We start from the raw sequence: 22553 nt of genomic DNA, 5'->3' as shown, positions 1-22553 counted from the left end.
AAGTCAGGACCGTCACCCCTGTGACACCTGTCGAGACGGCGGGGCCTGCGCGAGCCGTGCCGCGAGCTCCCCGGCGTCCACTCCGGCGTGGTCGAGGACCTCCACTGCCCGGCACTCCGGGTCGGCCGCGAGCGCCGCGAGGAGGTCGGTGCCTCCTACCCGTATCTCACCGCGGGCGCCGGCCCGGGCCAGGGCGCCCTCCATCGCGGTCACCGCGGCGGGCGACCAGCCGGGCTGGGTGAGCAGCGGCAGCGCCCCCGAGTCCTCCACGGACCCCTGCCAGCGCAGCCCGTACCCGATGGAGCGCTGGACGAGGTAGCCGAGCACCCGCGCCACCTGCGGTGCGCCGTCGAAGGCGGCCCGCACCTCCGGGTCCGTCTCCATCAGCGAGTGCAGCAGATGGGCGGTGTCGATCTGCCGGTCGCCGTCGCGCAGCGCCCGCCTGCGGGCACCCGCGACCACCGAAGCCATCTCGTCGGTGAGCCGGGCTTCGAGGTCGGGGGCGGCGGGGACCGGAGCCGGGACGGCCGGGACCCGCGGGATCGGGAGGTGCACCCTCCTACCCCATCAGGCCACCCACCCCCGGGACATCCCCGTCGGGAAGCATTCCGCATCCCACGTTGGGTGGGTACGGATGACCGGGTTCTCCTCCTTATGGATGAGATCTGCGGTTTACGTCTCGGGGGCGCGCGGCACCCCGCGGTACGCCCCGCGCGCAACCACACCGCCGCCGGACACGTCCCCTCCCGTACGACACAGCCGCCCCGGCAACCGCGGGAGGGGGCCCGATGTGCTGGATGGTCGCCCTGCTCGCCCAGGACGGGCTGCAGTACGTATACCGCGTGTACGCCCCGGGGGACGCCCTGCGCGGCGATCTGTTCTGGGCCGCCTTCCACTGCCACGACGAGTCGTCGCGGCCGCGCGCGTCCGACCTCTTCGACTCGGCGCAGATCTGGGCGTTACCGGTGAGCGACGCCAGGATCTGACGGCGGTCCGGCAGCGATCTGACGGTTCATCAGTATTGAATGTTCACGACACCCCGGCTACGTTCCGCGACACGTTCCCTGTGCGCATTCCCGATGCGCGTTCCGGACTCGCGTTCCTTAGTGAAGGGGTGGTCGCATGGCCGAGGTCAGCGCGGAGGCGCGCCTGGAGGCTCCGGCGGAGAAGGTCTGGGCCCAGCTGACGGACTTCACCGCGTACGGCGAGTGGAACGCCACCCACACCAGCTTCCCGCAGGGCGGCCCGGAGAAGCTGGAGCTCGGCGCCAGTTACGCCGAGAACATGAAGCTGATGGGCTTCCCCGCCGAAGTCACCTGGACCGTGGACGAGTTCGAGGCGGGCCGCCTCCTCGGCGTCAAGGGCAAGGGCCCGATGGGCGTGAGCGTCGGCAACCGCTACACGCTCACGCCCGACGGGGACGCCACACTGGTCCGCATCGAGGGCGAGTTCACCGGCGCCGCCGTCTCGCTGATGGCGGGCAAGCTCAAGGACTCGGCGACGGCCGCGCTGAACGAGTCGCTGCGCAAGCTCGGCGGCCTGGTGGCCTGACCGGCCCGCGCCCCCTACGGGAAAGCCCCGCGACCGGCGGTCGCGGGGCTTTCGGTGGCCGGCGGGGTCAGTCCTCGTCGGCCAGGATCAGATACAGCTTCTTACGGGCGTCGTTGATGACCCCGAGCGCCTTCTGGCGCTGCTCGGCGGTGCCGGTCTTCCAGACCTGGCCGAACGCCTCCATCAGACCGAACCCGGCCTGGCGGATCTCGTTCATGCTCTCCCAGTCGACCCCGCGCCCGGCCTCTTCCCACGGGGCCTCGGACCCCGATTCGGCCTCGGTGCGCCCGGCGTCGGTGAGCGTGAACAGCTTCTTGCCGCCCTCGCTCTCGCTGGTGATCAGGCCCTCGTCCTCCATCATCTGGAGGGTCGGGTAGACCGAGCCGGGGCTGGGCTTCCACGCCCCGCCGCTGCGCTCGACGATCTCCTGGATCATCTCGTAACCGTGCATCGGCCGGTCCTTCAGCAGGGCCAGGATCGACGCGCGGACATCGCCGCGCCGCGCCCTGCCCCGCGGACCGCCCCGGCCGCCGCGGCCGGGCCCGAACGGTCCGCCGCCGAAGCCGGGACCGAAGGGTCCGAAGGCGGCACGCCGCCCCTCGAAGTCGCCCCGACCGCGATGGCCGGGTCCGTGCTGTCCGTGTCCATGTGAACGCATCGCTACGCTCCTTCCATCGTTGATCCGTCGCGATGCTTCAACGATATATCGGGACTGTTCGGTTGGCAAGCCTCTTCCGAACGCCGTACGGGACGGGCGCCCTGGGCAGCACCGAACTGACCGGCCTCCAGGCCTCCGCCCGGACCGGCCTGGTCCGCACATCCCTGCGGGGCGAGCGCACCCTGCTGACCGGTTCGGCGGTCACGGTCATCGAGGGCGAGCTGCTGACGGCGCCATAGCCGAACCCGTGGAACGCGTAAGGGGCGTAGGCAATAGCCGTACGCCCCTTACACCTCGGCTACGCGCGCGTTGCGCGGCAGCGGCCAGTGGTCACACCGTTGGCAGCCAGCTCACCTTCCCCGCCAGCAGCGCGTACCCGACGAACGCCCCGATGTCGAGCAGGGAATGGGCCACGACCAGTGGCCCGACCCGCTGCCAGCGGCGGTAGAGCAGGACGAACACCACGCCCATCGCCATGTTGCCGAGGAAGCCGCCGATGCCCTGGTAGAGGTGGTAGGAGCCGCGCAGGACCGAGCTCGCCGCCAGCGCCGCCAGCGGGGTCCACCCCAACTGGCCGAGCCGGCGCAGCAGATACCCGACGACGATCACTTCTTCCAGTACGGCGTTCTGCACCGCCGACAGGACGAGCACCGGGTACTTCCACCAGACGTCCGGCAGCGACTCGGGCACGACCGTCAGATTGCCCCCGGCCGCCCTTGCCACCAGATAGAACCCGAGCCCCGCGCTGCCGATCCCGGCGGCGATCAGCGCGCCCCTGCCGAGGTCCGGCCAGGGCCGCTTGCGGTCGAAGCCGAGCACCCGCAGACCGCCCGCCCCCTCCCGCAGCAGCAGGTGCGCGACGAGCGCCACCGGCACCAGCGCGGTCGCGATGCCGAAGAGCTGCCAGGCAAGATCCAGCCAGGGCCGCCCGGGGGCGTACGAGGTGTTGAGTTTCGCCGCCTGGTCCTTGAGGCCACCCGGCTTGGTCAGCGATCCGACAAAGCTGATCAGCGCCGACACACCGCTCGCGCCGAGCGAGAGCGCCAGCACGAGCACCGTCTCGGACCGCAAGATCCGCGGCGACACCCCCTGTTCGGGAAGAGAATCAGCCACACGCCCCGCCTCCACCTGCACACCTGCCTCCAGTTGACCGAACCCGTCCCATGCCCCCCACTGCCCCGCTAGGGTCTCGAATGAAAGTACGAAGATCGCGCGCGACAGGCCGGGGGGCGAGCGCCATTTCGATGGTGCGGTCCCTCTTTTTCCTTGTTCAGGGTTCAAGGAGGGCACCACCGCCATGGGACGTCACAGCTTGCCCGACGCGTCCGCGTCCGAGGGCACCCGGGGCCGCCCGGCCGCCGGCCGCCGCCGTACGGTCGTCGTCGCCACCCTGCTCGTACTCGTCGTGGCGGGCGGCGCGGCCGTCGCCGCAGGCAGCGGACTGCTCTCCTTCGGCGACTCGTGCCGGGACTCCGCGGTGCGGCTGGATCTCGTCGCCTCTCCCGATGTCGCCCCGGCCGTCCGGTCCGTCGCCGAGCGGGCGCGCGCCGACAAGGTCACCTCCGACGGCTCCTGCATCGACGTCCGGGTCACCGCCCGCGAGTCGTACAAGGTGGCCGCCGCGCTCGGCGCGGGCCGCGAACCCGACTTCGCGGTGTGGATACCGGACTCGGCGCTGTGGGTGGACCGCGCCAAGGAGGGCGGCGACGGCGTACCGGTCGCCACGGCGGGCCACGTCGCCGCGTCCCCGGTCACGCTCGCGCTGGTAGCGCCCGCCGCCAAGTCGCTGGGCTGGCCCTCCAGGACGTACACCTGGGCCGAACTCGCCGCGGCCGCCACCCGATCGGACGCCCTGCGCCTGGGTGCGGCCGACCCGGCCCGCTCGGCCGTCGGCCTCCTCGCGCTGAGCGGCATCGGGCGCTCCACGGCCCGCCAGGGCGCGGACGGCGGCACCAAGGCGGCGGCCCTGGCCAAGCTGCTCTCGCAGCGCACCTCCGACACCGATGCCCAGGTCGTCGACACGCTCGCCCGGGACGGTTCGGGCACCGAGAGCGGCAACCCGCGCCGCAACCAGGCCGTCGTCCTCTCCGAGCAGGCGGCGTACGCGTACAACACCGGCCGGGGCGCGAGGCAGGGGCTCGACCTCTTCTACCCGAAGGACGGGGCACCGCTGCTCGACTACCCGTACACGATCGTCCGCGAGAACCGGCTGAGCACCGACCGCAGCCGCGCCGCGATGCGGTTCCTGACGCTGCTCGGCGAGCCGGAGTCGCGGCGGACCCTGACGCGGAGCGGCTTCCGCACCCCCGGCGACGCGGTGGACCAGGCGGCCGTGAAAAAGGCGGGCGGCACCGCGCCGCAGCCCTACGCCACGTCCACCGCCGAGGCGCCGTCCGCCAAGGAGCTCCAGGAAGCCCTCGGGATGTGGACGATCATCGTGCAGAGCGCCCGGCTCACCACGGTCGTGGACGCCTCGGGGTCGATGGCCGCGGCGGTGCCGGGCGCGGGCGGCCGGACCCGGATGGACGTCACCAAGGCCTCACTGTTGCAGGCCCTCGCGCAGTTCACGACGGAGGACGAGATCGGCCTCTGGGACTTCGCCACGCGCCTCGACGGCTCGCGCGACTACCGCGAGCTGGTGCCGACCGCCCGCCTCGGCGACCCGGTCAAGGGCGGCCGCACCCAGCGCGAGCGGCTGGCCGCCGCCTTCGGCGCGCTCCAGCCGGTGCCGGACGGGGCGACCGGTCTGTACGACACGACGCTCGCCGCGTACAAGCAGGCCACAGCGGGCTACCGGCCGGGGAAGTTCAACGCGCTGGTGATCCTCACGGACGGTGCCAACGAGGACCCCGGCAGCATCTCGCGCGCCGAGCTCATCGCCCGGCTCCAGAAGCTCGCCGACCCGGCGAAGCCCGTGCCGATGATCGCCATCGCGGTCGGCCCGGACGCGGACGGGGAGGCGGTCAGGGAGATCGCCAAGGCGACCGGAGGCGCGGGCTACCAGGTCACCGACCCGGCCGAGATCCAGGCGGTGATCCTGAAGGCCATCATGACGGTGGGTCAGGGCGGCGGGACGGGCTGAGGAAAGCCGCCGCCCGCCCGCGCCCCATGCCCCTCACCCCGGCGCCGGGAACCCCACCGGCCAGGTGTGGACCGGCTCGCCCCCGTGCATCAGATCGCGGTAGCGCCGGGTGGTGGCCGCCAGTGCCGCGTCCCGGGTCAGACCGGCGTCCAGGGCGCGGTGGTACGTGTCGACCTGCCAGGAGGCCCCGTTGACGCGGCGCCGGCAGCGCTCCTCGATGACGCCGAGGTAGTGGTCCCGGTCGGCCGGCTCCACCCCCCAGGCGTCGAGCCCCGCGTAGGCCAGCGGCAGCAGTTCGTCCCGGACCAGCTTGACGGCCGGTACGCGCGCGACGCCGCCCGCCCGGCGCGGCACCGGCCACAGCAGCTCGGCGTCGATGCCCTGGCGGCACGCCGTCTCGAAGTTGGCGGCGGCCACCGCGAACGGCAGCCGGGTCCACACCGGCCTGCTGTCCTCGGCGAGCGAGCGCACCAGCCCGTAGTAGAAGGCCGCGTTGGCGATGACGTCGGTGATGGTGGGCCCGGCCGGGAGCACCCGGTTCTCCACCCGCAGATGCGGCACGCCGTCCGCGATCCCGTACACCGGGCGGTTCCAGCGGTAGATCGTCCCGTTGTGCAGGACGAGTTCCTGGAGCGTGGGCACCCCGCCGGCGGAGAGCACCCGCAGCGGCTCCTCCTCGTCGCAGATGGGCAGCAGCGGCGGGAAGTAGCGCAGGTTCTCCTCGAACAGCTCGTACGCGGAGGTCACCCAGCGCTCGCCGAACCAGGTGCGCGGGCGCACACCCTGGGCGCGCAGCTCCGGCGGCCGGGTGTCGGTGGCCTGCTCGAACAGCGGCGGCCGCGACTCGCGCCACAGCTCACGGCCGAACAGGAAGGGCGCGTTGGCGCCCACCGCGATCTGCACGGCGGCGATCGCCTGCGCCGCGTTCCACACCGCGGCGAACCGGGCCGGGGTGACCTGGAGGTGCAGCTGCACGGAAGTGCAGGCGGCTTCCGGGGTGATGGAGCCGGAGGTGCAGACGAGGCGTTCGACGCCCTCGATGTCGAGGGTGAAATCCTCCCCGCGGGCCGCCACGATCTGATCGTTGAGCAGCACATAGCGATCGGAATTGGAAAGGTTCGTGGAGACCAGGTCCTGCTGGCTGATCGTCGGGAGAATTCCGATCATCAGGATCCCGGCACCGACCTCGCCCGCTTTGCGCTCGGCATACCCGAGCCCTGTCCGCAGCTCCTCGGAGAGCTGATCGAAAACCCGGCCGCCGAGCCGGTGCGGGGCGATATTCACCTCCAGGTTGAACATCCCGAGTTCGGTCTGGAAATCCTTGCTCGCTATCCGCTCCAGAACCTCCGCGTTCATCATGCGCGGCATACCGTCGGGCCCCACGAGATTCAGCTCGATCTCCACGCCCATCAGATTCCTCGGACGGTCGAACCTCCGTTCGGTTAGGAGCCGCCCCAGCCCCTCCAGGCACTGCTGGAGCTTCTGCCGGTACGCGTGCCGATCGGACAGGTCGAACTCGCCCGCCACGACCTTCTCACCCATCGAAGCGTCCCTCCTCGAATGGGCAGCCGGCCCGGCCGGCCGCGTGCGTCACGGTCGATAATGCCCAGGCTGGCTGATCCATAACGCCCCATGGAAGGGTGCCGGATAGTAAGCTGGTACGAACCGGCCCCAGGCACATGCATTCGGCATACAGCAACCTGCGGATACCACCGCTTCGGGAATCGTGAAAAACACCGACGGGTTTCGGCCTACCGCCATCGGCGGACCTTTCCAGGCCAGTCCGGTACCCCGTTCCGCGAATCGGGATGAATGCCGCATCACAAGGACCTGAATCCGACTTGCCCGCAATACGGGCGAGAGCTAGCCGAAACACGCCCTGAACACGTGTCGTATAAACTTCGCGAACGAGGCAGAGAGTTGGCGCCCCGGCCACTGTCCCCCGGCCCCCCTCTGACCCCGTATCACCGCAGACAGCGCCGTCCGCACTGCCCACGCACCAACGTGTCTCCGAAGTGAGAGGCGACCCACCATGCCGCTGCATGTTCCCCCGGCCCCCGCGCCCGCCCTGCGCAGCGTCCTCGCGGCACTCGGTTCCCCCACCGCCGTCCGCGCGGCGCGCACCCCCGCCCTGCGATCCGCGCAAGGCCCGCTGACCCCCGAACTCCCGCTCCCCGTCCACGTGCTGGACCGGATCACCCCGAGCGCCCGCGCCCCGCGCAGCCGCCTGGCCGGCTGGCGCTTCCTGATCAGCGACGGAGAGGGCGCGGTCGCGGCCGCGGACACCATGCTCACCCCGGACGGCTGGGCCTTCTCGCACTTCTTCGAAGGCCCCTACCTCGCCTCGACCCAGCGCGCCCTGCGCCAGGCGGAGGCGCTGACCATGGACTTCGAGCCCCGGCTGCTCTCGGTGCCGGAGCTGTACATGCTCACCCTGTGGCTGCGCCGCGACCTCACGGCCGACCCCGCCTCCGGCGCCCTGGACCCGGCCGACCTGCTGGTGCCGCTGGCGCCCGCCCCGCCCGGCATCTGCGCCCACCGCCCGCACCGGGTCTCCGAGCTGCTGCCGGTGATGACCCTGCGCCTCACCCCCGCGCCACTGCTGAGCCAGCCGGTCTGACGCCCCCCAGGCCGCCCGCCGCGACCACGAGCCCACAGCGTCCCGGAGCCCCCTTCGGCCCGGGGCGCTGTGCCGTGCGCCCGCGCACATCCTCCGTACGGGCTAGCCCGTAACGGCCACCACGAACCACCCGAAGGGACAGGGCAGTTGAGTTGAACCGGCCGCACGAGTGATGCGTCAATATGCAGTAGGAAGTGGTGCCGCGAAATCCCTGCGGATTGACGCCCGTAGGGCAACACTGGGAGCGGACCGACCGACTTACCAACGGGGGGCGGCCATGAACACCGCATCGAGCCGCAGGACACTCACTACTACGACCCAGCGAAAGAACGCATCCATGTGCCAGCACCAGCCAGCCTGCCCGACAGCCGACTCCGCCGACCGGGAGGCCGCGCAGCTCGTGGCGCACCACCCGGAGCAGGGCTGGAGCCTGCTGTGCAACGGCGTCCTGATCTTCGAGGACACCGGTGAGCTGCTGCCGGACGGGCGGATCATCGCCCCGCACCGGGCGCTGACAGCCGGACAGGTGGCGAAGGCCGCCTGACACGGCCGATGGCACGGAGACAACTCCACAGCACCGCACGACAAAGGGGCCGGCCGGGGGAGAAAACCCCCGCACCGGCCCCGACGTATGTCAGCCGTAGACGGCCCTACGTCAGTTGTCGTACTCGTCCAGCGGCGGGCAGGAGCAGACCAGGTTGCGGTCGCCGAAGGCACCATCGATGCGGCGCACCGGCGGCCAGTACTTGTCGGCGGCCGAGACCCCGGCCGGGAAGACCGCCTCCTCGCGGCTGTACGCGTGGTTCCACTCGCCGCCGAGCGCGGCCGCCGTGTGCGGGGCGTTGGCCAGCGGGTTGTCGTCGGCGGGCCACTCGCCCGACGCGACCTTCTCGATCTCGGCGCGGATCGCGATCATCGTCTCGCAGAACCGGTCGATCTCGTTCAGGTCCTCGGACTCGGTCGGCTCGATCATCAGCGTGCCGGCCACCGGGAACGACATCGTCGGCGCGTGGAAGCCGTAGTCGATCAGACGCTTGGCGATGTCGTCGACGCTGACGCCGGTCGACTTCGACAGCGGGCGCAGGTCCACGATGCACTCGTGCGCCACCAGGCCGTTGGGGCCGGTGTAGAGCACCGGGTAGTGCGGCTCCAGGCGCTTGGCGATGTAGTTGGCCGCGAGCACCGCGACCTGCGTCGCGCGCTTGAGGCCCTCGCCACCCATCAGACGCACGTACGCCCACGAGATCGGCAGGATGCCCGCCGAGCCCCACGGGGCGGCCGAGATCGGACCGACGCCCGTCTCCGGACCGGCGGTCGGCTGGAGCGGGTGGTTCGGCAGGTACGGCGCGAGGTGCGCGCGCACACCGACCGGGCCGACGCCGGGGCCGCCGCCGCCGTGCGGGATGCAGAACGTCTTGTGCAGGTTGAGGTGCGAGACGTCGCCGCCGAACTTGCCCGGCTTGGCGAGACCCACCAGCGCGTTGAGGTTGGCGCCGTCGACGTAGACCTGACCGCCCGCGTCGTGCACCTCGCCGCAGATGTCCGCGACGTGCTCCTCGAACACACCGTGCGTGGACGGGTAGGTGATCATCAGCACCGAGAGCTCGTCGCGGTACTGCTCGATCTTGGCGCGCAGGTCGGCGATGTCGACCTCGCCGTCGTCGGCGGTCTTCACCACGACGACCTTCATGCCGGCCATCACGGCGCTGGCGGCGTTGGTGCCGTGCGCGGAGGACGGGATGAGGCAGACCGTGCGCTGCTCGTCGCCGTTGGCCCGGTGGTAGGCGCGCACCGCGAGCAGACCCGCGAGCTCGCCCTGCGAACCGGCGTTGGGCTGGATCGAGACCGCGTCGTACCCGGTGACCTCGGCGAGGCGCTCCTCCAGCTCGTGGATGAGCGTGAGGTAGCCCCCGGCCTGCTCGACCGGCGCGAAGGGGTGCATCTGGCCGAACTCGGGCCAGGTGACCGGCTCCATCTCGGTGGTCGCGTTCAGCTTCATGGTGCAGGAGCCGAGCGGGATCATGCCGCGGTCCAGCGCGTAGTCGCGGTCGGCGAGCTTGCGCAGGTAGCGCAGCATCGCGGTCTCGGAGCGGTGCTGGTGGAAGACCGGGTGGGTCAGGACGTCGTCGCTGCGCAGCAGCGCGTCCGGCAGCGTGTCCGCGGCCGCGGCGTCCAGCGCCTCGACGTCGCCTTCGGCGCCGAAGGCGGCCCAGACGGCGGCGAGGCGGTCGCGGTCGGTGGTCTCGTCGCAGGCGATCGAGACGGTGTCGGCGTCGACCAGGTGCAGGTTGACCCCGCCGTCAGCGGCGGCGGCGACGGCCTCGGCGGCCTTGCCGGGGACCTTGACGGTCAGCGTGTCGAAGTACGAGCCGTGCACGACCTCCACACCGGCGGCGCGCAGCCCCTCGGCGAGGATCACCGCGTACCGGTGGGTGCGCCGCGCGATCTGCCGCAGGCCGTCCGGGCCGTGGTAGACCGCGTACATACCGGCCATGACGGCGAGCAGGACCTGCGCCGTACAGATGTTGCTGGTGGCCTTCTCGCGGCGGATGTGCTGCTCACGGGTCTGCAGCGCCAGGCGGTACGCCCGGTTGCCGTCCGCGTCCACGGAGACGCCGACCAGGCGGCCGGGCAGGCTGCGGGCGAACTTCTCCTGGACCGCCATGTAACCGGCGTGCGGGCCGCCGAAGCCCATCGGGACGCCGAAGCGCTGGGTGGTGCCCACCGCGATGTCCGCGCCGAGCTCGCCGGGCGAGGTCAGCAGGGTCAGGGCGAGCAGGTCGGCGGCGACGGTGACGATCGCGCCCAGCTCGTGGGCCTCGTCGATGACCGGCTTGAGGTCGCGGACCTCACCGGAGGCGCCCGGGTACTGGAGCAGCACACCGAAGACACCGCGCTCGGCGATCTCGGCCGGGATGCCGTGGCTCAGGTCGGCGACGACGACCTCGACACCGGTCGGCTCGGCGCGCGTCTCTATGACGGCGACGGTCTGCGGCAGCGTGTCGGCGTCGACGAGGAAGACCCCGCCCTTGACCTTGCCGACGCGGCGGGAGAGCGCGAGCGCCTCGGCCGCCGCGGTGCCCTCGTCGAGCAGCGAGGCGCCGGAGGTGGGCAGCCCGGTGAGGTCGGCGACGACGGTCTGGAAGTTGAGCAGCGCCTCCAGGCGGCCCTGCGAGATCTCCGGCTGGTACGGCGTGTACGCCGTGTACCAGGCCGGGTTCTCCATGACGTTGCGCAGGATCACCGGCGGGGTGAACGTGCCGTAGTAGCCCAGGCCGATCATCGGGGCCAGGACCTTGTTGCGGTCGGCCAGCGAGCGCAGCTCGGCCAGGACCTCGGCCTCGGTGCGGGCGCCGGGCAGACCCAGCGCCTCGGCGCTCTTGATCACGTCCGGCACCGCAGCGGCGGTCAGCTCGTCGAGCGAGCCGTAGCCGACCTGCGCGAGCATCTTCGCCTGGGCCTCGGCATCGGGCCCGATGTGACGCTGCTCGAAGGGGATGCCACGCTCGAGCTCGGTGAGCGGCATGCGGTTGGCGGTCATTACGGAGGCCTCCTGGTCTGCACGACCTGCGAGGGGCACCACGGCGCGGGTGCCCGGACGGCCTCCCCCTCTGTCATCTCAACCTGAGAGCTTCACCGGGGCGCGTGGGGGCGTCCCGGCTTTCACCGTCGGTGAGGAAGGGGTGCGCGCATGGGCGGATGCCCGCACGTCCCCCGTCCTGCTTTCCAGAGTGACCTCGTCCGCGCGGTACGTGGGCCTGAGAGATTCCGGGGAGGATTTGCTCCTTCGGCGCCTCCGGACTTCTCTCCGGAGGACTCTCCCGCGCGGGGTCAGCAGCCACCGCCAGGGTACCAGCGCGTTCCGGCGCTGATCCTTCGAGTGGCCGACGCCCGCGATGTGCACTTTCGTAGTGCTTACGAGCAGTTGCGACCAGTTGGAGGGACCGTGCAGACCGATATCGATCCGCGCAGCCTGATCGGCCGCAAGGCGTTCGACCGCAACGGCAACAAGATCGGCACGGTGGACGAGGTCTACCTCGACGACGCCACCGGAGTGCCCGAGTGGGCCGCCGTACGCACCGGCCTGTTCAGCCGGGACGCCTTCGTCCCGCTGGAACCCAGCACCCTCGTCGACGAGGCGCTGCACATCCCCTACGACCGGGCGCTGATCAAGGACGCTCCCGACTTCGGCGTCGGCCGCCATCTCTCCCCCGAACAGGAGCTCCAGCTCTACCACCACTACGGTCTCGACATCGCCGCCCCCGATCCACTGCCCGGCCCCGACCGGGACTTCGGACGGCTCGCGGGCGAGGAGGACGACAAGGCCTGATCCTCCGCGTCACCCGTCTCCCCCGGCTCCGCCACCAGCGGCAGCGGCTCGGACGGCTCCAGGTCGGGGTCGTCCACCCGGAACGTCCGCACCCGTCCGGGCGCCTTCGACGTGGGCGTCTCGAACCGGACGGTGACCCGCCCCACCCCGCTGCCCTGCACCCAGCCGGGGCCGAACTCGCGGTGGCGCACGTCGTGCCCGGCCGGCCAGTGCCGCTCGGCCGGGTCGGCGGCCTCCGCCTGCTCGGGGGCGGCCGGATCCGCCTCCTCCTCGGCGGCCGCCTCCTCGACCGGCTCCCGCTCACCGGCGGCCTGGGCGAAGAGGTCCTCCTGCGTGTAGTCCGCGAGGCCGCTGACCCCGACCCCGAGCAGGCGCACGCCGCCCGTCGTGTCCACGGAGTCGAGGAGCCGGCCGGCCGCCTCGCGCACCACGGCGGGGTCGTCCGTGGGCCCCCGGAGCGTCTCCGACCGGGTCAGCGTCGAGAAGTCGTACCTGCGCACCTTGAGGACGATCGTGCGGCCCGAGTGCCCGGACGCCCGCAGGCGCTGCACACACCGGTCGGCGAGCCGCCCCACCTCGTTCATCACCCGCACCCGGTCGTGCAGGTCCACGTCGAAGGTGTCCTCGACCGACACCGACTTGGTGTCCCGCTCGGCCACCACCGGCCGGTCGTCGAGCCCGAGCGCCATCCGGTGCAGCGACGCCCCGTGCGCCTTGCCCAGCAGCCGTACGAGCTCGTCCTCGCCCGCTTCGGCGAGATCCGCGACCGTGGTCATCCCGGCCCTGCGCAGATGCTCCCCGGTCGCGGGGCCCACCCCCGGCAGCGTCCTGACCGGCATCGGGGCGAGCATGTCCCGCTCGGTGCCCGGCTCTATGAGCCTGAGGCCGTCGGGCTTGGCCTCCTCGGAGGCGATCTTCGCCAGCATCTTGGACCCGGCGAGCCCCACCGACCCCGTCAGACCCGTCACCGCCCGGATGTCCGCACGCAGCCGCTGACCGGCCTCACGGGCCGACTGAGCGTCCCACGCGACTCCCCCGGCCTCCAGGTCCACGAACGCCTCGTCGAGGCTCAGGGGCTCCACCAGAGGCGACAGCCGCCCCAGCAACTCCATCACCTGCTCGCTGATCGAGCGGTAGAAGCCGAAGCGCGGCACCAGATAGGCGCCATTGGGACACAGCCGTCTCGCCTGCGCCATCGGCATCGCGGACCGCGCGCCGAAGCGCCGTGCCTCGTACGACGCGGTGGCCACCACACCGCGCGGTCCGAGGCCGCCCACGATCACGGGTTTTCCGCGCAGGCTGGGCTTCGACGCCTGCTCTGCGGCAGCGAAGAAGGCATCCATGTCCAGATGCAGAATGGTCGGCGCGGCTCTCACATCACCGATGCTGCCTCACGCCACTGACAATCGGCCCCCGGCGGGCCCGCGGCCCCTCAGACCGCGCGGTTGCGGCGCCGGGCGAGCTCGTCGGCGGGGTTGTGCCCGACCAGCGTCTCGCCGGTGTCGACCCGCTCCCCGTGCAGCTGGGACAGGACCGCCTCGACGTCGCGCCACACCACGCCGACGGCGATGCCGAAGACGCCCTGGCCGCCCTGGAGCAGGTCGACGACCTCGTCGGGCGAGGAGCACTCGTAGACGGTGGCCCCGTCGCTCATCAGCGTCATCCGCTCCAGGTCGCGGAAGCCGCGCTCGCGCAGGTGCTGGACGGCGGTGCGGATGTTCTGGAGGGCGACCCCGGTGTCCAGGAAACGCTTGACGATCTTGAGGACGACGACGTCCTTGAAGCTGTAGAGCCGCTGGGTGCCCGATCCGTACGCCGGACGCACACTGGGCTCGACCAGGCCGGTGCGCGCCCAGTAGTCGAGCTGCCGGTAGGTGATCCCGGCCGCCGCGCACGCCGTCGGCCCCCGGTATCCGACCGTGTCGGTGCCGGTGTCGTCCGCACTGTCGTGAACGGGGTGTCCACCGCTCGGGCTCGGCCGAGAGCCTGGGGGCGGGTACGGCCCGCTCTCCCCCGGACGTCCGGGGGCCTCCCCTGCCGTACTGTCGCCGCTGCTTCTCACGCCGACCCTCCGTCCTAGAACTGCCTTCACGACGGTAGGCAGTCACTCGGGGTGCGTCAACGATCGCCACACTCGGCACGCCGAGTGATAATCACCCTGAGAGTGGTTTCACGTACCCCTCTTCGGGGAAAGGCTACTCGAATGCGCCGGAGCCACCCGGTCCCCGGGGGCTCCCGGCGCGGCGGCTCACTGGCTGTTGGTGCCGAAGTCCTCGGGCGAGATCTGGTCGAGGAACTCGCGGAACTTCTCCACCTCGTCCTCCTGCTCGTCCGGGATCGCGATCCCCGCGTCGTCGAGCACCCCGTCACTGCCGTAGATCGGCGTTCCGGTGCGCAGGGCGAGCGCTATGGCGTCGGACGGACGCGCGCTCACCTCGACACCACTGGCGAAGACCAGCTCCGCGTAGAAGACGCCTTCGCGCAGGTCCGTGATGCGGACCTCGGTCAGCTCCTGGCCCACGGCCTCCAGCACGTCCTTGAAAAGGTCGTGCGTCAGCGGCCGCGCCGGAGCCATCCCCTGCTGGGCGAAGGCGATCGCGGTCGCCTCCCCTGGACCGATCCAGATGGGGAGGTACCGATCGCCTCCCACTTCACGCAGGAGCACGATCGGTTGGTTGGAGGGCATTTCCACCCGGACACCCACGACGTCGAGCTCGTTCACACAGCAACCCTAGGACGTGCCCGGCAGGTTTGGGTAGTCGGGGACCCCCCGGCTCACTGCAGCCGGACCCCGAGAGCGGTCTGGACCAGGGCCGCGTGGAGCCGTACGGACAGCGCCGCGAGCTCCTTGACGGTCGCCTCCGCATGCGCCCTGGTCTGCGGGTTGCGGTGCAGCCGCAGGGGTGCGACCACCTGTTCGACAAGACCGGCCTCGCGGTCGGCCGCCGCCTTCATGGCGCGAAGATGCCGCGGTTCCAGGCCGAATCGGCCCAGGTCCGCCACGAGACGCGCCACGTTCACCGACTCCGCGTCGTAGCCGCCCTCGGGACCGGCCGAGATCAGCCCGTAGGACTCCCACTCGGTCAGCTCCGCCTCGGTGACCTCGGCGGCCACCAGAAGCTCCGTACGCCCCACACGGGACGCCGTGGGGCGCTCCGGGTCGCCCTCGCCCCCGCCGTCCGCGAGATCGCGCGCTCCGCCCGGAGCGGGCAGCGCGGGCTGCTCGCCCCGGCTCAGCGCGTCGAGGTGCTCGCGGATGACCTTCAGCGGCAGATAGTGGTCCCGCTGCATCCGCAGCACCTGGGCGAGCCGCTCCACGTCCTCGGGGCTGAACTTGCGGTACCCCGACGGCGTGCGCCGGGGCTCCACCAGGCCCTCGGACTCCAGGAAGCGGATCTTGGAGATGGTGACTTCGGGGAACTCCTCGCGCAGCTGGTTCAGCACGGTGCCGATGCTCATCAGCCGGTCGCCCGCGGTGGCGGTGCCGTTTCCGGCACCGCCAGTCGGTGTGTGCAGCATGGGCCTTCCCTGGATGGGTCTTTCCCCTGAGGGGCCCCCGAACGGTCCGGAAGGGGGTCAGGCGCCGCGCTGGCTCGCGTAGAACACCAGCCGGTACTTCCCGATCTGTACCTCGTCGCCGTTGGACAGGTCGATCGAGTCGATCCGCTCCCGGTTGACATACGTACCGTTGAGGCTGCCGACGTCCGAGACCGTGAAACGGCCGTCCGCGCCCCGGCGGAACTCCACATGACGGCGCGACACGGTCACGTCGTCGAGGAAGATGTCGCTCTGCGGATGCCGGCCCGCCGTGGTCAGCTCGCCGTCCAGCAGGAAGCGGCTGCCCGAGTTGGGCCCGCGGCGCACCACCAGGAGGGCCGAGCCCAGCGGCAGCGCGTCGACCGCGGCCTGCGCCTCCGGCGACAGCGACGGCACCGCCGTCTGGCCCGTCACCTCGGAGTCGTACGCCTCAAGACCGGAGATCGAGATCGTCGACGTGGTCTCCGCGGCACGCTCGGGGACCGCGCCCGGGCGCAGCGGTGCGCCGCAGTTGGAGCAGAAGCGGCTGGCCGCCGCATTGCTGTGCCCGCACCTCGTACACACCGGCATGGACGGATCCTCCTGCCCGGGCTGGACCGCGTGGGCGCTGGTCGCATACGGGTCGGGCGCATACCCACCCGCACTTGATGGATCCCCGAAACCTATGCGGCCGGGACCGGCAGGGTCAACAGAAGACGCGCCCGGACCGCCCGGAATGTCACCCCCGGGGCGGCTCACCTCATCGCGGAACAGCGGGCGCTCGCCGCCCTGCTCCTCCGCCTGTCCACGGCCTCGGGCACGGTGCCGGGCGGAGCCGCTGGCACCGTCCTCACGTGCGCTCTTGCCGAACAACTTCGCAAACAACTTCACGGGCGATTCCCCTTGACCGAAACAGACCCGCCCGTGGGGCAGGACGAACCCAGAATCAACACACCGGCCGACCCGGACATCCTCACAACGTCCGTATCCGCCAAACAGTTTCCACCACGCACCACGAGTTGGGTGCGCCGACCCCCCGCAAGCTCATGCCCTTGTACGACTCCTCGCATGCGGCCCCGCGTCACCGCGAGGACGACCGAGCGTAGTCAGGCCGCTTCGCCGGTCGCAAGGCATCCACGACGATCTTCTCGGAACGGACCACAGTGGCCGTGGCCTGCTCCTTCTCCAGAGTCTGCACCACGCCGCCGGGGATGTTGAGCGCGGGTTCGAGATCCTGTGGCTTCCCGATCACCTTGAAGACATAGGGAGCGGTCACCTTGCGCCCGTCGACCTCGATGCCCCCGTCGGCGTCCGAGAAGTACGTGTTGGCGACCACCCGGACGTCGTTGACCTGGATCGCCTCCGCGCCCGCGGCGCGCAGCTCCTGGATGGTGTCGAGCAGTTTGTCCGCCTCGACCGCCTTCTTGGAGTCGGTGATGGTCAGCGTGATGCCGGGGCCCTGGGCGGCGACCGTACCGGCCAGGATGCCCAGCTGACGCTCCTTCTCCAGGGTCTGCTTGCGCGCCTCCGCCGCCTGGTTGGAGCTGGTCTCCAGCTCGGTGCGCTGCCCTTCCAGCCGCTGCTTCTCGTCCTCAAGACGCTTGGTACGGGAGTCGAGCTCGTCCAGGATGCGCACCAGGTCCTCCTGGCGGGCCCCGCGCAGCGCGCTGTTGTCGCTGGTGGAGCGGACCTGGATGGCCAGGCCCAGACCGAGCACGAACAGCAGCAGGGCGACGATCAGTTGGGCCCGGGTCACCCGCGGCGGCCACAGCCCCGCGGCCAGCCGCTGGCGGCCCGTCACCTGCGGACCCGACGGCTCCTGGGGCCCGGGGGCGGGCGTCTCGGGCGTTTCGGGCACCGGGGGCATCCGCGACGGCGGGGGCGTCCCGGGCGCCTTCGGCGCGTCGGGTCCCTTCGGCGTGTTGCCCCGTGGGGGCTCCGGCACGGAAGGAGTGCTTCCGGCGCCCGGCCCGGGGGTGTGGTCCGGCCCCTGCTCAGGGGTGTCTTCGCTGCTCATCGGCCTCACGCCCGGAAGACGTGCCGGCGGATGGCCGCGGCGTTGGAGAAGATCCGGATGCCGAGCACGACGACCACACCGGTCGACAGCTGCGCGCCCACGCCCAACTTGTCACCGAGGAACACGATCAGCGCCGCCACCACGACGTTCGACAGGAAGGACACCACGAAGACCTTGTCGACGAAGATGCCGTCGAGCATGGCCCGCAGACCGCCGAAGACCGCGTCCAGCGCGGCGACGACGGCGATGGGCAGATACGGCTCGACCACCGCAGGCACCTCGGGCCGGACCAAAAGTCCGACCACGACTCCCACGACGAGGCCAAGTACGGCGATCACGATGTGCCTTTCCTTGTGGCGGCCGCGCCCCTGCCGGCGCCGGTGGCCTGCGGCTGTGCGGTACGTACGATCAGGCTCGGCGCGGCCGGCAGGCGCACCTCGCCCTGGTCCGAAATGCTGGAGCGGATGCCGTAGTTCTCCTGGAGGACATGGAGGTACTGGCCGTCGGCGCTGTCCTGGAAGGCGGTGCTGAGTTTCTTCCCGTCCCCCACCGCGAGCACCGTGTACGGCGGCACCAGCGGCCTGTTGTCGACCAGTATGGCGTCGCCCGCCGCCCTGATCGCCGAAAGGGCGGTCAGCCGCTGACCGTTGATGGCCACGGCCTCGGCGCCGGACTGCCACAGGCCGTTGACGATGCGCTGCATGTCCCGGTCGCGGACCCGGCCGGTGTCCGAGAAGCTGCTGTTCTCGCGCGGCCCGCCGCCCCCGCCCGACTCGGTGTTCTTGGCGTCGTCGACGACCAGCTTCACGCCGGGGCCGCGCACTTCGGTCGCTCCCGACAGCAGCGCGACCAGTTCGCCCTGGTCACCGCCGTGCTTCTCCAGCGCCTTGCGCTGGCGGTCACCGACCTCGTCGCGCAGCGAGTCGACCTCCTTCTGGAGGTCGTCCGCCGCCTTGGTCTCCGCCTCCACGCGCCCGATCAGCTCCTGGCGCTCCTTGGCGACCACCGGTGCCGTTATCCGCGCCTGCGCGGCGCCGATCGTCACCACCACGGCGGCCAGCACCAGACCGGCGGCCAGCCCGAGCTTCGCGCGCAGGGTGCGGGGCATGCCCTCCTGGCCCTCGGCCCTGCGCCGGGCCGTCGCCTCCGCGTACCCGTCGTCGAGCGCGTGGTCCATCACATTGGTCAGCAGCGACATGGACGCGTCGGGGCGGGACGGCGGAGAAGGCGTGCTCCGAACGGGGGGCTGCTGCGGCATGCCGCACATCGTCGCACGTCGGCGCCGCTGCCGCCGAATGGCCCCACCGGTGCGCCGGGCGGCGTCCCACGACCCCGCCCGGCGCCCCCGAAGACCTCAGTGACCTGCGCTGTCCACGATCGCGGACCACTCGTCGAGCAGCGCCTGCGCGGAGGCGTCGTCGGGCCCCTCGGCCCACAGATGAGTGACCGCCTCGGCCGGGTCGGGCAGCACCATCACCCAGCGGCCGTCGGCCTCCACGACCCGTACCCCGTCGGTCGTGTCCACCGACCGGTCCCCGGCCGCCTCGACCACCCGCCGCATGACCATGCCCTTGACGGCCCACGGCGTCGCCAGGTCCCGGCGCAGCACATGGGCGCGCGGTATCCGCGAATCGATCTGGCTGAGCGTCAGCTGCGTGCGCGCCACCAGCCCGATGAGCCGTACGAACGCGGCGGCGCCGTCGAAGACGCTGCTGAACTCGGGAATGATGAACCCGCCGCGCCCGTCACCGCCGAAGATGGTCGACTCCTCACGGCCCACCCGCGTGAGGTCGTCGGGCGACGTGGTCGTCCACTCCACCTGCGTGCCGTGGTACGCGGCGACCTGCTCGGCGATACGGGTCGTGGTCACCGGCAGCGCCACCCGCCCGCTGCGCCGCTCGGCCGCCACCAGGTCCAGCATCACCAGCAGCGCCCGGTCGTCCTCGACGATCCGCCCGCGCTCGTCGACCAGCGACAACTTCTCCCCGACCGGGTCGAACCGCACCCCGAACGCGGCCCGCGCCGAGGCCACGATCTCCCCGAGCCGCACCAGACCGGCCCGCCGCCCGTCGGCCGTCTCGGTCGGCCGCGACTCGTCGAGCCCCGGGTTGATGACCAGCGAGTCCACCTGGAGCCGCCCGAGCAGACTGGGCAGGACGAGCCCCGCACTGCCGTTGGACGCGTCGACCACGACCTTGAGACCGGCCTCCGCGACACCCGTCGTATCGACCTTGCGCAGCAGGGATCCGGTGTACGAGTCGAAGACGCTGCTCGGGAACTGCAGGTCCCCGATCTCCCCGGGGAACGCCCGCCGGTACTCCTGACGTGCGTACACCCGGTCCAGCTTGCGCTGCCCGGCCTGCGAGAGGTCCGCGCCCCGCTCGTCGAAGAACATGATGTCCACGGAGTCCGGCACGCCCAGCGAGGTGCGGATCATGATCCCACCGGCGCTGCCCCGCGCGGTCTGCTGTCTCGCCACCGGCAGCGGGACGTTCTCCAGGTCCCGTACGTCGATGGCGCTGGCCTGGAGGGCCGAGATCACCGCCCGCTTCAGGGCGCGCGCACCGCGCGAGTGGTCACGGGCCGTGGTGACGGTAGCGCCCTTCTTCAGGGTCGTGGCGTACGCGCCCGCCAGCCGCACCGCGAGCTCCGGGGTGATCTCCACATTGATGATGCCGGAGACACCGCGCGCCCCGAAGAGATGGGCCTGGCCGCGCGACTCCCAGATCACCGAGGTGTTGACGAACGCGCCCGCCTCGATGGTCTTGAACGGATAGACGCGGACATTGCCCTGAATGATCGATTCCTCACCGACCAGGCACTCGTCCCCGATGACGGCGCCGTCCTCGATCCGGGCCGACCGCATGATGTCGGTGTTCCGGCCGATCACACAGCCGCGCAGATTGCTGTGCTGCCCGATGTAGACGTTGTCGTGGACGACGGCCTTGTGGAGGAAGGCCCCGGTCTTGACGACGACGTTGGACCCGATGACCGTGTGCTCGCGGATCTCCACATCGGCTTCGACCTTGGCGTAGTCCCCGATGTAGAGCGGGCCGCGCAGCACCGCGTCCGGATGGACCTCGGCGCCCTCCGCGACCCAGACGCCGGGCGAGATCTCGAAGCCGTCGATGTCGACGTCGACCTTGCCCTCCAGCACGTCGGCCTGGGCCTTCACATAGCTCTCGTGCGTGCCGACGTCCTCCCAGTAGCCCTCCGCGACATAGCCGTAGATGGGCTTGCCCTCCTTCATCAGCTGAGGGAAGACGTCACCGGACCAGTCGACGGACACATCGGCTTCGACGTAGTCGAAGACCTCCGGCTCCATCACATAGATTCCGGTGTTCACCGTGTCCGAGAAGACCTGGCCCCAGGTCGGCTTCTCCAGGAAGCGCTCGACCTTTCCCTCTTCGTCGACGATGGTGATGCCAAATTCCAGCGGGTTGGGCACCCGGGTCAGGCACACCGTGACCAGTGCGCCCTTCTCCTTGTGGAAGTTGATGAGATCCGTCAGGTCGAAATCGGTGAGGGCGTCACCCGAGATGACCAGAAAGGCATCGTCCTTGAGGGCCTCCTCGGCGTTCTTGACGCTGCCCGCGGTTCCGAGGGGCTTCTCCTCATTGGCATAGGTGAGCTCCATCCCGAGCTCCTCGCCGTCGCCGAAATAGTTCCTGACCAGCGAGGCCAGGAACTGCACGGTCACGACGGTCTCATTGAGCCCATGCCGCTTGAGCAGCCGCAGTACATGCTCCATGATCGGCCGGTTCGCCACCGGCAGAAGCGGCTTGGGCATGCTCGAGGTCATGGGGCGAAGTCGTGTTCCTTCGCCACCGGCCATCACGACGGCCTTCATGTCGGAAGCGTCCTCCTTGACGAGACGACGGTCTAGCCGACTGCACCCGTCCGGGTGGGCCCCCTGGCATCATGCGCGGATCCCTCTGCTCCGAAGGACCGCCGACGAGCTCAATCGGCCGCTGAGTCCGCCTTCACCAGCCGGCGGACCTGAACCACATACAGGATCCCTGCCCACCAATACAGAGTTGTACCCCATCCGGCGAACGCCCATCCAAAAATCGCCGCCAGATCGGCGAGCCATCCGCTTCCGTCGCTCAGCAGAAGCAACGGGAAGGCGTACATGAGGTTGAACGTGGCCGCCTTACCCAAGAAGTTCACCTGCGGGGGCGGATAGCCGTGCCTGCGGAGGATTCCCACCATCACCAGAAGCATCAGCTCCCGGGCCAAAAGGGCAGCGGTCAGCCAAACCGGCAGGATCTCCCGCCAGGTGAGACCGACGAGCGTGGAAAGGATGTACAGCCGGTCGGCCGCCGGGTCGAGGAGTCGGCCGAGACTGCTGATCTGGTTCCAGCGCCGGGCGAGCTTCCCGTCCAGGTAGTCGCTGACGCCGCTCAGCGCCAGGACGAGCAATGCCCAGCCATCGCTCTTGGGCCCGCCGAACTCGGGTCGGAGGATCAGCCACAGGAACACGGGTACGCCGACGAGACGCGCCATGCTGAGGATGTTGGGGATGGTGAGCACCCGGTCCGTCTGAACGCGAGTCTCCTGGACCTCCACCCGGGGGCCTCCTGTGAACGTGCCAACGATGCCCCCTGACCTTACCGGCAGCGGACGTGCACGAGTGCACAGGGGTACGGGTCGGATAAAGCCCTGAACGGGACTTGAACGGGTCCTGAACGCAAAAATGCCTCAACCCCCGGCCCAAAAGGGCACGGGGGTTGAGGCTAAAGATTGTTCGGCGGTGTCCTACTCTCCCACAGGGTCCCC

21 protein-coding genes, 1 pseudogene and 2 riboswitches are annotated in these 22553 nt (G+C 70.8%); of the genes and pseudogenes, 7 read left to right on the top strand and 15 right to left on the bottom strand.

Going from position 1 to position 22553, the window contains the following annotated elements:
- Positions 1-12: 12 nt before the first annotated feature.
- Positions 13-555, bottom strand: a complete 543-nt coding sequence (locus IE252_RS40100) for a Clp protease N-terminal domain-containing protein (RefSeq protein ID WP_373298688.1) — start codon at positions 553-555, stop codon at positions 13-15.
- 233 nt (positions 556-788) lie between these two features.
- Here IE252_RS40100 and IE252_RS40095 point away from each other — a divergent pair, with 233 nt between their 5' ends.
- Together IE252_RS40095 and IE252_RS40090 are read left to right on the top strand one after the other, a co-directional pair.
- Positions 789-986, top strand: a complete 198-nt coding sequence (locus IE252_RS40095) for a hypothetical protein (protein WP_190094440.1) — start codon at positions 789-791, stop codon at positions 984-986.
- A 136-nt stretch (positions 987-1122) separates the two neighbouring features.
- Positions 1123-1551 carry a type II toxin-antitoxin system Rv0910 family toxin gene (locus IE252_RS40090; protein ID WP_190094439.1) on the top strand — a complete coding sequence of 143 codons (429 nt, stop codon included), beginning with the start codon at positions 1123-1125 and terminating at the stop codon, positions 1549-1551.
- A 67-nt stretch (positions 1552-1618) separates the two neighbouring features.
- On the opposite strand, the gene IE252_RS40085 is transcribed toward IE252_RS40090, so the two are convergent.
- Entirely contained in the window at positions 1619-2209 is a 591-nt protein-coding gene (locus IE252_RS40085; RefSeq protein ID WP_190094438.1) for a PadR family transcriptional regulator, read from the bottom strand.
- 101 nt (positions 2210-2310) lie between these two features.
- Here IE252_RS40085 and IE252_RS40080 point away from each other — a divergent pair.
- Positions 2311-2448, top strand: a pseudogene (locus IE252_RS40080) (oxidoreductase); the annotation flags it as partial.
- A 91-nt stretch (positions 2449-2539) separates the two neighbouring features.
- Here IE252_RS40080 and IE252_RS40075 read toward each other — a convergent pair.
- Positions 2540-3343: a CPBP family intramembrane glutamic endopeptidase gene (locus IE252_RS40075; RefSeq protein WP_190094437.1), complete on the bottom strand. Its 804-nt coding sequence runs from the start codon at positions 3341-3343 to the stop codon at positions 2540-2542.
- A 163-nt stretch (positions 3344-3506) separates the two neighbouring features.
- On the opposite strand from IE252_RS40075, the gene IE252_RS40070 reads away from it, so the two are divergent.
- A complete protein-coding gene (locus IE252_RS40070) occupies positions 3507-5291 on the top strand; it encodes a substrate-binding and VWA domain-containing protein (protein WP_190094436.1) in 1785 nt (594 codons plus the stop codon).
- Between the two features lie 33 nt (positions 5292-5324).
- Here the strand turns inward: IE252_RS40070 and IE252_RS40065 are convergent, their stop codons facing one another.
- Positions 5325-6833 carry a glutamate-cysteine ligase family protein gene (locus tag IE252_RS40065; protein ID WP_190094435.1) on the bottom strand — a complete coding sequence of 503 codons (1509 nt, stop codon included), beginning with the start codon at positions 6831-6833 and terminating at the stop codon, positions 5325-5327.
- A 490-nt stretch (positions 6834-7323) separates the two neighbouring features.
- Here IE252_RS40065 and IE252_RS40060 point away from each other — a divergent pair, with 490 nt between their 5' ends.
- Both IE252_RS40060 and IE252_RS40055 read left to right on the top strand, forming a co-directional pair.
- Positions 7324-7911 carry a hypothetical protein gene (locus IE252_RS40060; RefSeq protein ID WP_190094434.1) on the top strand — a complete coding sequence of 196 codons (588 nt, stop codon included), beginning with the start codon at positions 7324-7326 and terminating at the stop codon, positions 7909-7911.
- A 337-nt stretch (positions 7912-8248) separates the two neighbouring features.
- Complete coding sequence (locus tag IE252_RS40055; protein WP_067155431.1) at positions 8249-8455, top strand: DUF5999 family protein; 207 nt, start codon at positions 8249-8251, stop codon at positions 8453-8455.
- Between the two features lie 111 nt (positions 8456-8566).
- Here the strand turns inward: IE252_RS40055 and gcvP are convergent, their stop codons facing one another.
- Positions 8567-11452 carry an aminomethyl-transferring glycine dehydrogenase gene (gcvP, locus tag IE252_RS40050; protein ID WP_190094433.1) on the bottom strand — a complete coding sequence of 962 codons (2886 nt, stop codon included), beginning with the start codon at positions 11450-11452 and terminating at the stop codon, positions 8567-8569.
- A gap of 60 nt (positions 11453-11512) precedes the next feature.
- A riboswitch (glycine riboswitch) is annotated at positions 11513-11647 on the bottom strand.
- Positions 11648-11745, bottom strand: a riboswitch (glycine riboswitch).
- Between the two features lie 112 nt (positions 11746-11857).
- Here gcvP and IE252_RS40045 point away from each other — a divergent pair.
- Entirely contained in the window at positions 11858-12241 is a 384-nt protein-coding gene (locus tag IE252_RS40045) for a PRC-barrel domain-containing protein (RefSeq protein ID WP_190094432.1), read from the top strand.
- Here IE252_RS40045 and IE252_RS40040 read toward each other — a convergent pair.
- The 10 genes from IE252_RS40040 to clsA all read right to left on the bottom strand — a co-directional run bounded on the left by IE252_RS40040 (position 12151) and on the right by clsA (position 22343).
- The gene (locus tag IE252_RS40040) at positions 12151-13617 is read right to left on the bottom strand and encodes a DNA polymerase IV (protein WP_190094431.1); all 1467 of its coding nucleotides are present in this window, start codon (positions 13615-13617) and stop codon (positions 12151-12153) included. The two genes, IE252_RS40045 and IE252_RS40040, sit on opposite strands and share 91 nt — an antisense overlap.
- A 56-nt stretch (positions 13618-13673) precedes the next feature.
- Positions 13674-14303 (bottom strand): MerR family transcriptional regulator, encoded by a 630-nt coding sequence (locus IE252_RS40035; protein WP_190094430.1) that lies wholly within the window; start codon positions 14301-14303, stop codon positions 13674-13676.
- A 186-nt stretch (positions 14304-14489) separates the two neighbouring features.
- Positions 14490-14963: a bifunctional nuclease family protein gene (locus IE252_RS40030; protein WP_006123076.1), complete on the bottom strand. Its 474-nt coding sequence runs from the start codon at positions 14961-14963 to the stop codon at positions 14490-14492.
- 53 nt (positions 14964-15016) lie between these two features.
- Entirely contained in the window at positions 15017-15760 is a 744-nt protein-coding gene (gene ftsR, locus IE252_RS40025; RefSeq protein ID WP_190094429.1) for a transcriptional regulator FtsR, read from the bottom strand.
- 57 nt (positions 15761-15817) lie between these two features.
- Positions 15818-16756, bottom strand: a complete 939-nt coding sequence (locus IE252_RS40020) for an FHA domain-containing protein (protein WP_190094463.1) — start codon at positions 16754-16756, stop codon at positions 15818-15820.
- A gap of 82 nt (positions 16757-16838) precedes the next feature.
- The gene (locus IE252_RS40015; RefSeq protein WP_190094462.1) at positions 16839-17624 is read right to left on the bottom strand and encodes a DUF881 domain-containing protein; all 786 of its coding nucleotides are present in this window, start codon (positions 17622-17624) and stop codon (positions 16839-16841) included.
- Positions 17625-17779: 155 nt separating this feature from the next.
- The gene (locus IE252_RS40010) at positions 17780-18112 is read right to left on the bottom strand and encodes a small basic family protein (RefSeq protein ID WP_003970459.1); all 333 of its coding nucleotides are present in this window, start codon (positions 18110-18112) and stop codon (positions 17780-17782) included.
- A complete protein-coding gene (locus IE252_RS40005) occupies positions 18109-19041 on the bottom strand; it encodes a DUF881 domain-containing protein (RefSeq protein ID WP_190094428.1) in 933 nt (310 codons plus the stop codon). The genes IE252_RS40010 and IE252_RS40005 overlap by 4 nt, the downstream gene beginning before the upstream one ends.
- Positions 19042-19128: 87 nt before the next feature.
- Positions 19129-21624 carry a mannose-1-phosphate guanyltransferase gene (locus tag IE252_RS40000; protein WP_190094427.1) on the bottom strand — a complete coding sequence of 832 codons (2496 nt, stop codon included), beginning with the start codon at positions 21622-21624 and terminating at the stop codon, positions 19129-19131.
- A 110-nt stretch (positions 21625-21734) separates the two neighbouring features.
- Positions 21735-22343, bottom strand: a complete 609-nt coding sequence (clsA, locus tag IE252_RS39995; protein ID WP_067155476.1) for a cardiolipin synthase ClsA — start codon at positions 22341-22343, stop codon at positions 21735-21737.
- Positions 22344-22553 lie beyond the last annotated feature (210 nt).

Origin of the sequence: Streptomyces melanogenes (assembly GCF_014649795.1) — a bacterium.
GTDB lineage: Bacteria > Actinomycetota > Actinomycetes > Streptomycetales > Streptomycetaceae > Streptomyces > Streptomyces noboritoensis.
The sequence above is the reverse complement of the archived record's forward strand: the minus strand, read 5'-3'. Positions and strand labels throughout refer to the sequence as shown.

What these genes read in the sequence shown, in the direction of transcription:
- IE252_RS40060 (WP_190094434.1), top strand. Translation starts at nt 7,324, where the DNA reads ATGCCGCTGCATGTTCCCCCGGCCCCCGCGCCCGCCCTGCGCAGCGTC.
- ftsR (WP_190094429.1), bottom strand. Translation starts at nt 15,760, where the DNA reads ATGCTGCACACACCGACTGGCGGTGCCGGAAACGGCACCGCCACCGCG.
- IE252_RS40095 (WP_190094440.1), top strand. Translation starts at nt 789, where the DNA reads ATGTGCTGGATGGTCGCCCTGCTCGCCCAGGACGGGCTGCAGTACGTA.
- IE252_RS40005 (WP_190094428.1), bottom strand. Translation starts at nt 19,041, where the DNA reads ATGTGCGGCATGCCGCAGCAGCCCCCCGTTCGGAGCACGCCTTCTCCG.
- IE252_RS40000 (WP_190094427.1), bottom strand. Translation starts at nt 21,624, where the DNA reads ATGAAGGCCGTCGTGATGGCCGGTGGCGAAGGAACACGACTTCGCCCC.
- gcvP (WP_190094433.1), bottom strand. Translation starts at nt 11,452, where the DNA reads ATGACCGCCAACCGCATGCCGCTCACCGAGCTCGAGCGTGGCATCCCC.
- IE252_RS40015 (WP_190094462.1), bottom strand. Translation starts at nt 17,624, where the DNA reads ATGCCCCCGGTGCCCGAAACGCCCGAGACGCCCGCCCCCGGGCCCCAG.
- IE252_RS40085 (WP_190094438.1), bottom strand. Translation starts at nt 2,209, where the DNA reads ATGCGTTCACATGGACACGGACAGCACGGACCCGGCCATCGCGGTCGG.
- IE252_RS40090 (WP_190094439.1), top strand. Translation starts at nt 1,123, where the DNA reads ATGGCCGAGGTCAGCGCGGAGGCGCGCCTGGAGGCTCCGGCGGAGAAG.
- IE252_RS40070 (WP_190094436.1), top strand. Translation starts at nt 3,507, where the DNA reads ATGGGACGTCACAGCTTGCCCGACGCGTCCGCGTCCGAGGGCACCCGG.
- IE252_RS40065 (WP_190094435.1), bottom strand. Translation starts at nt 6,833, where the DNA reads ATGGGTGAGAAGGTCGTGGCGGGCGAGTTCGACCTGTCCGATCGGCAC.
- IE252_RS40055 (WP_067155431.1), top strand. Translation starts at nt 8,249, where the DNA reads ATGTGCCAGCACCAGCCAGCCTGCCCGACAGCCGACTCCGCCGACCGG.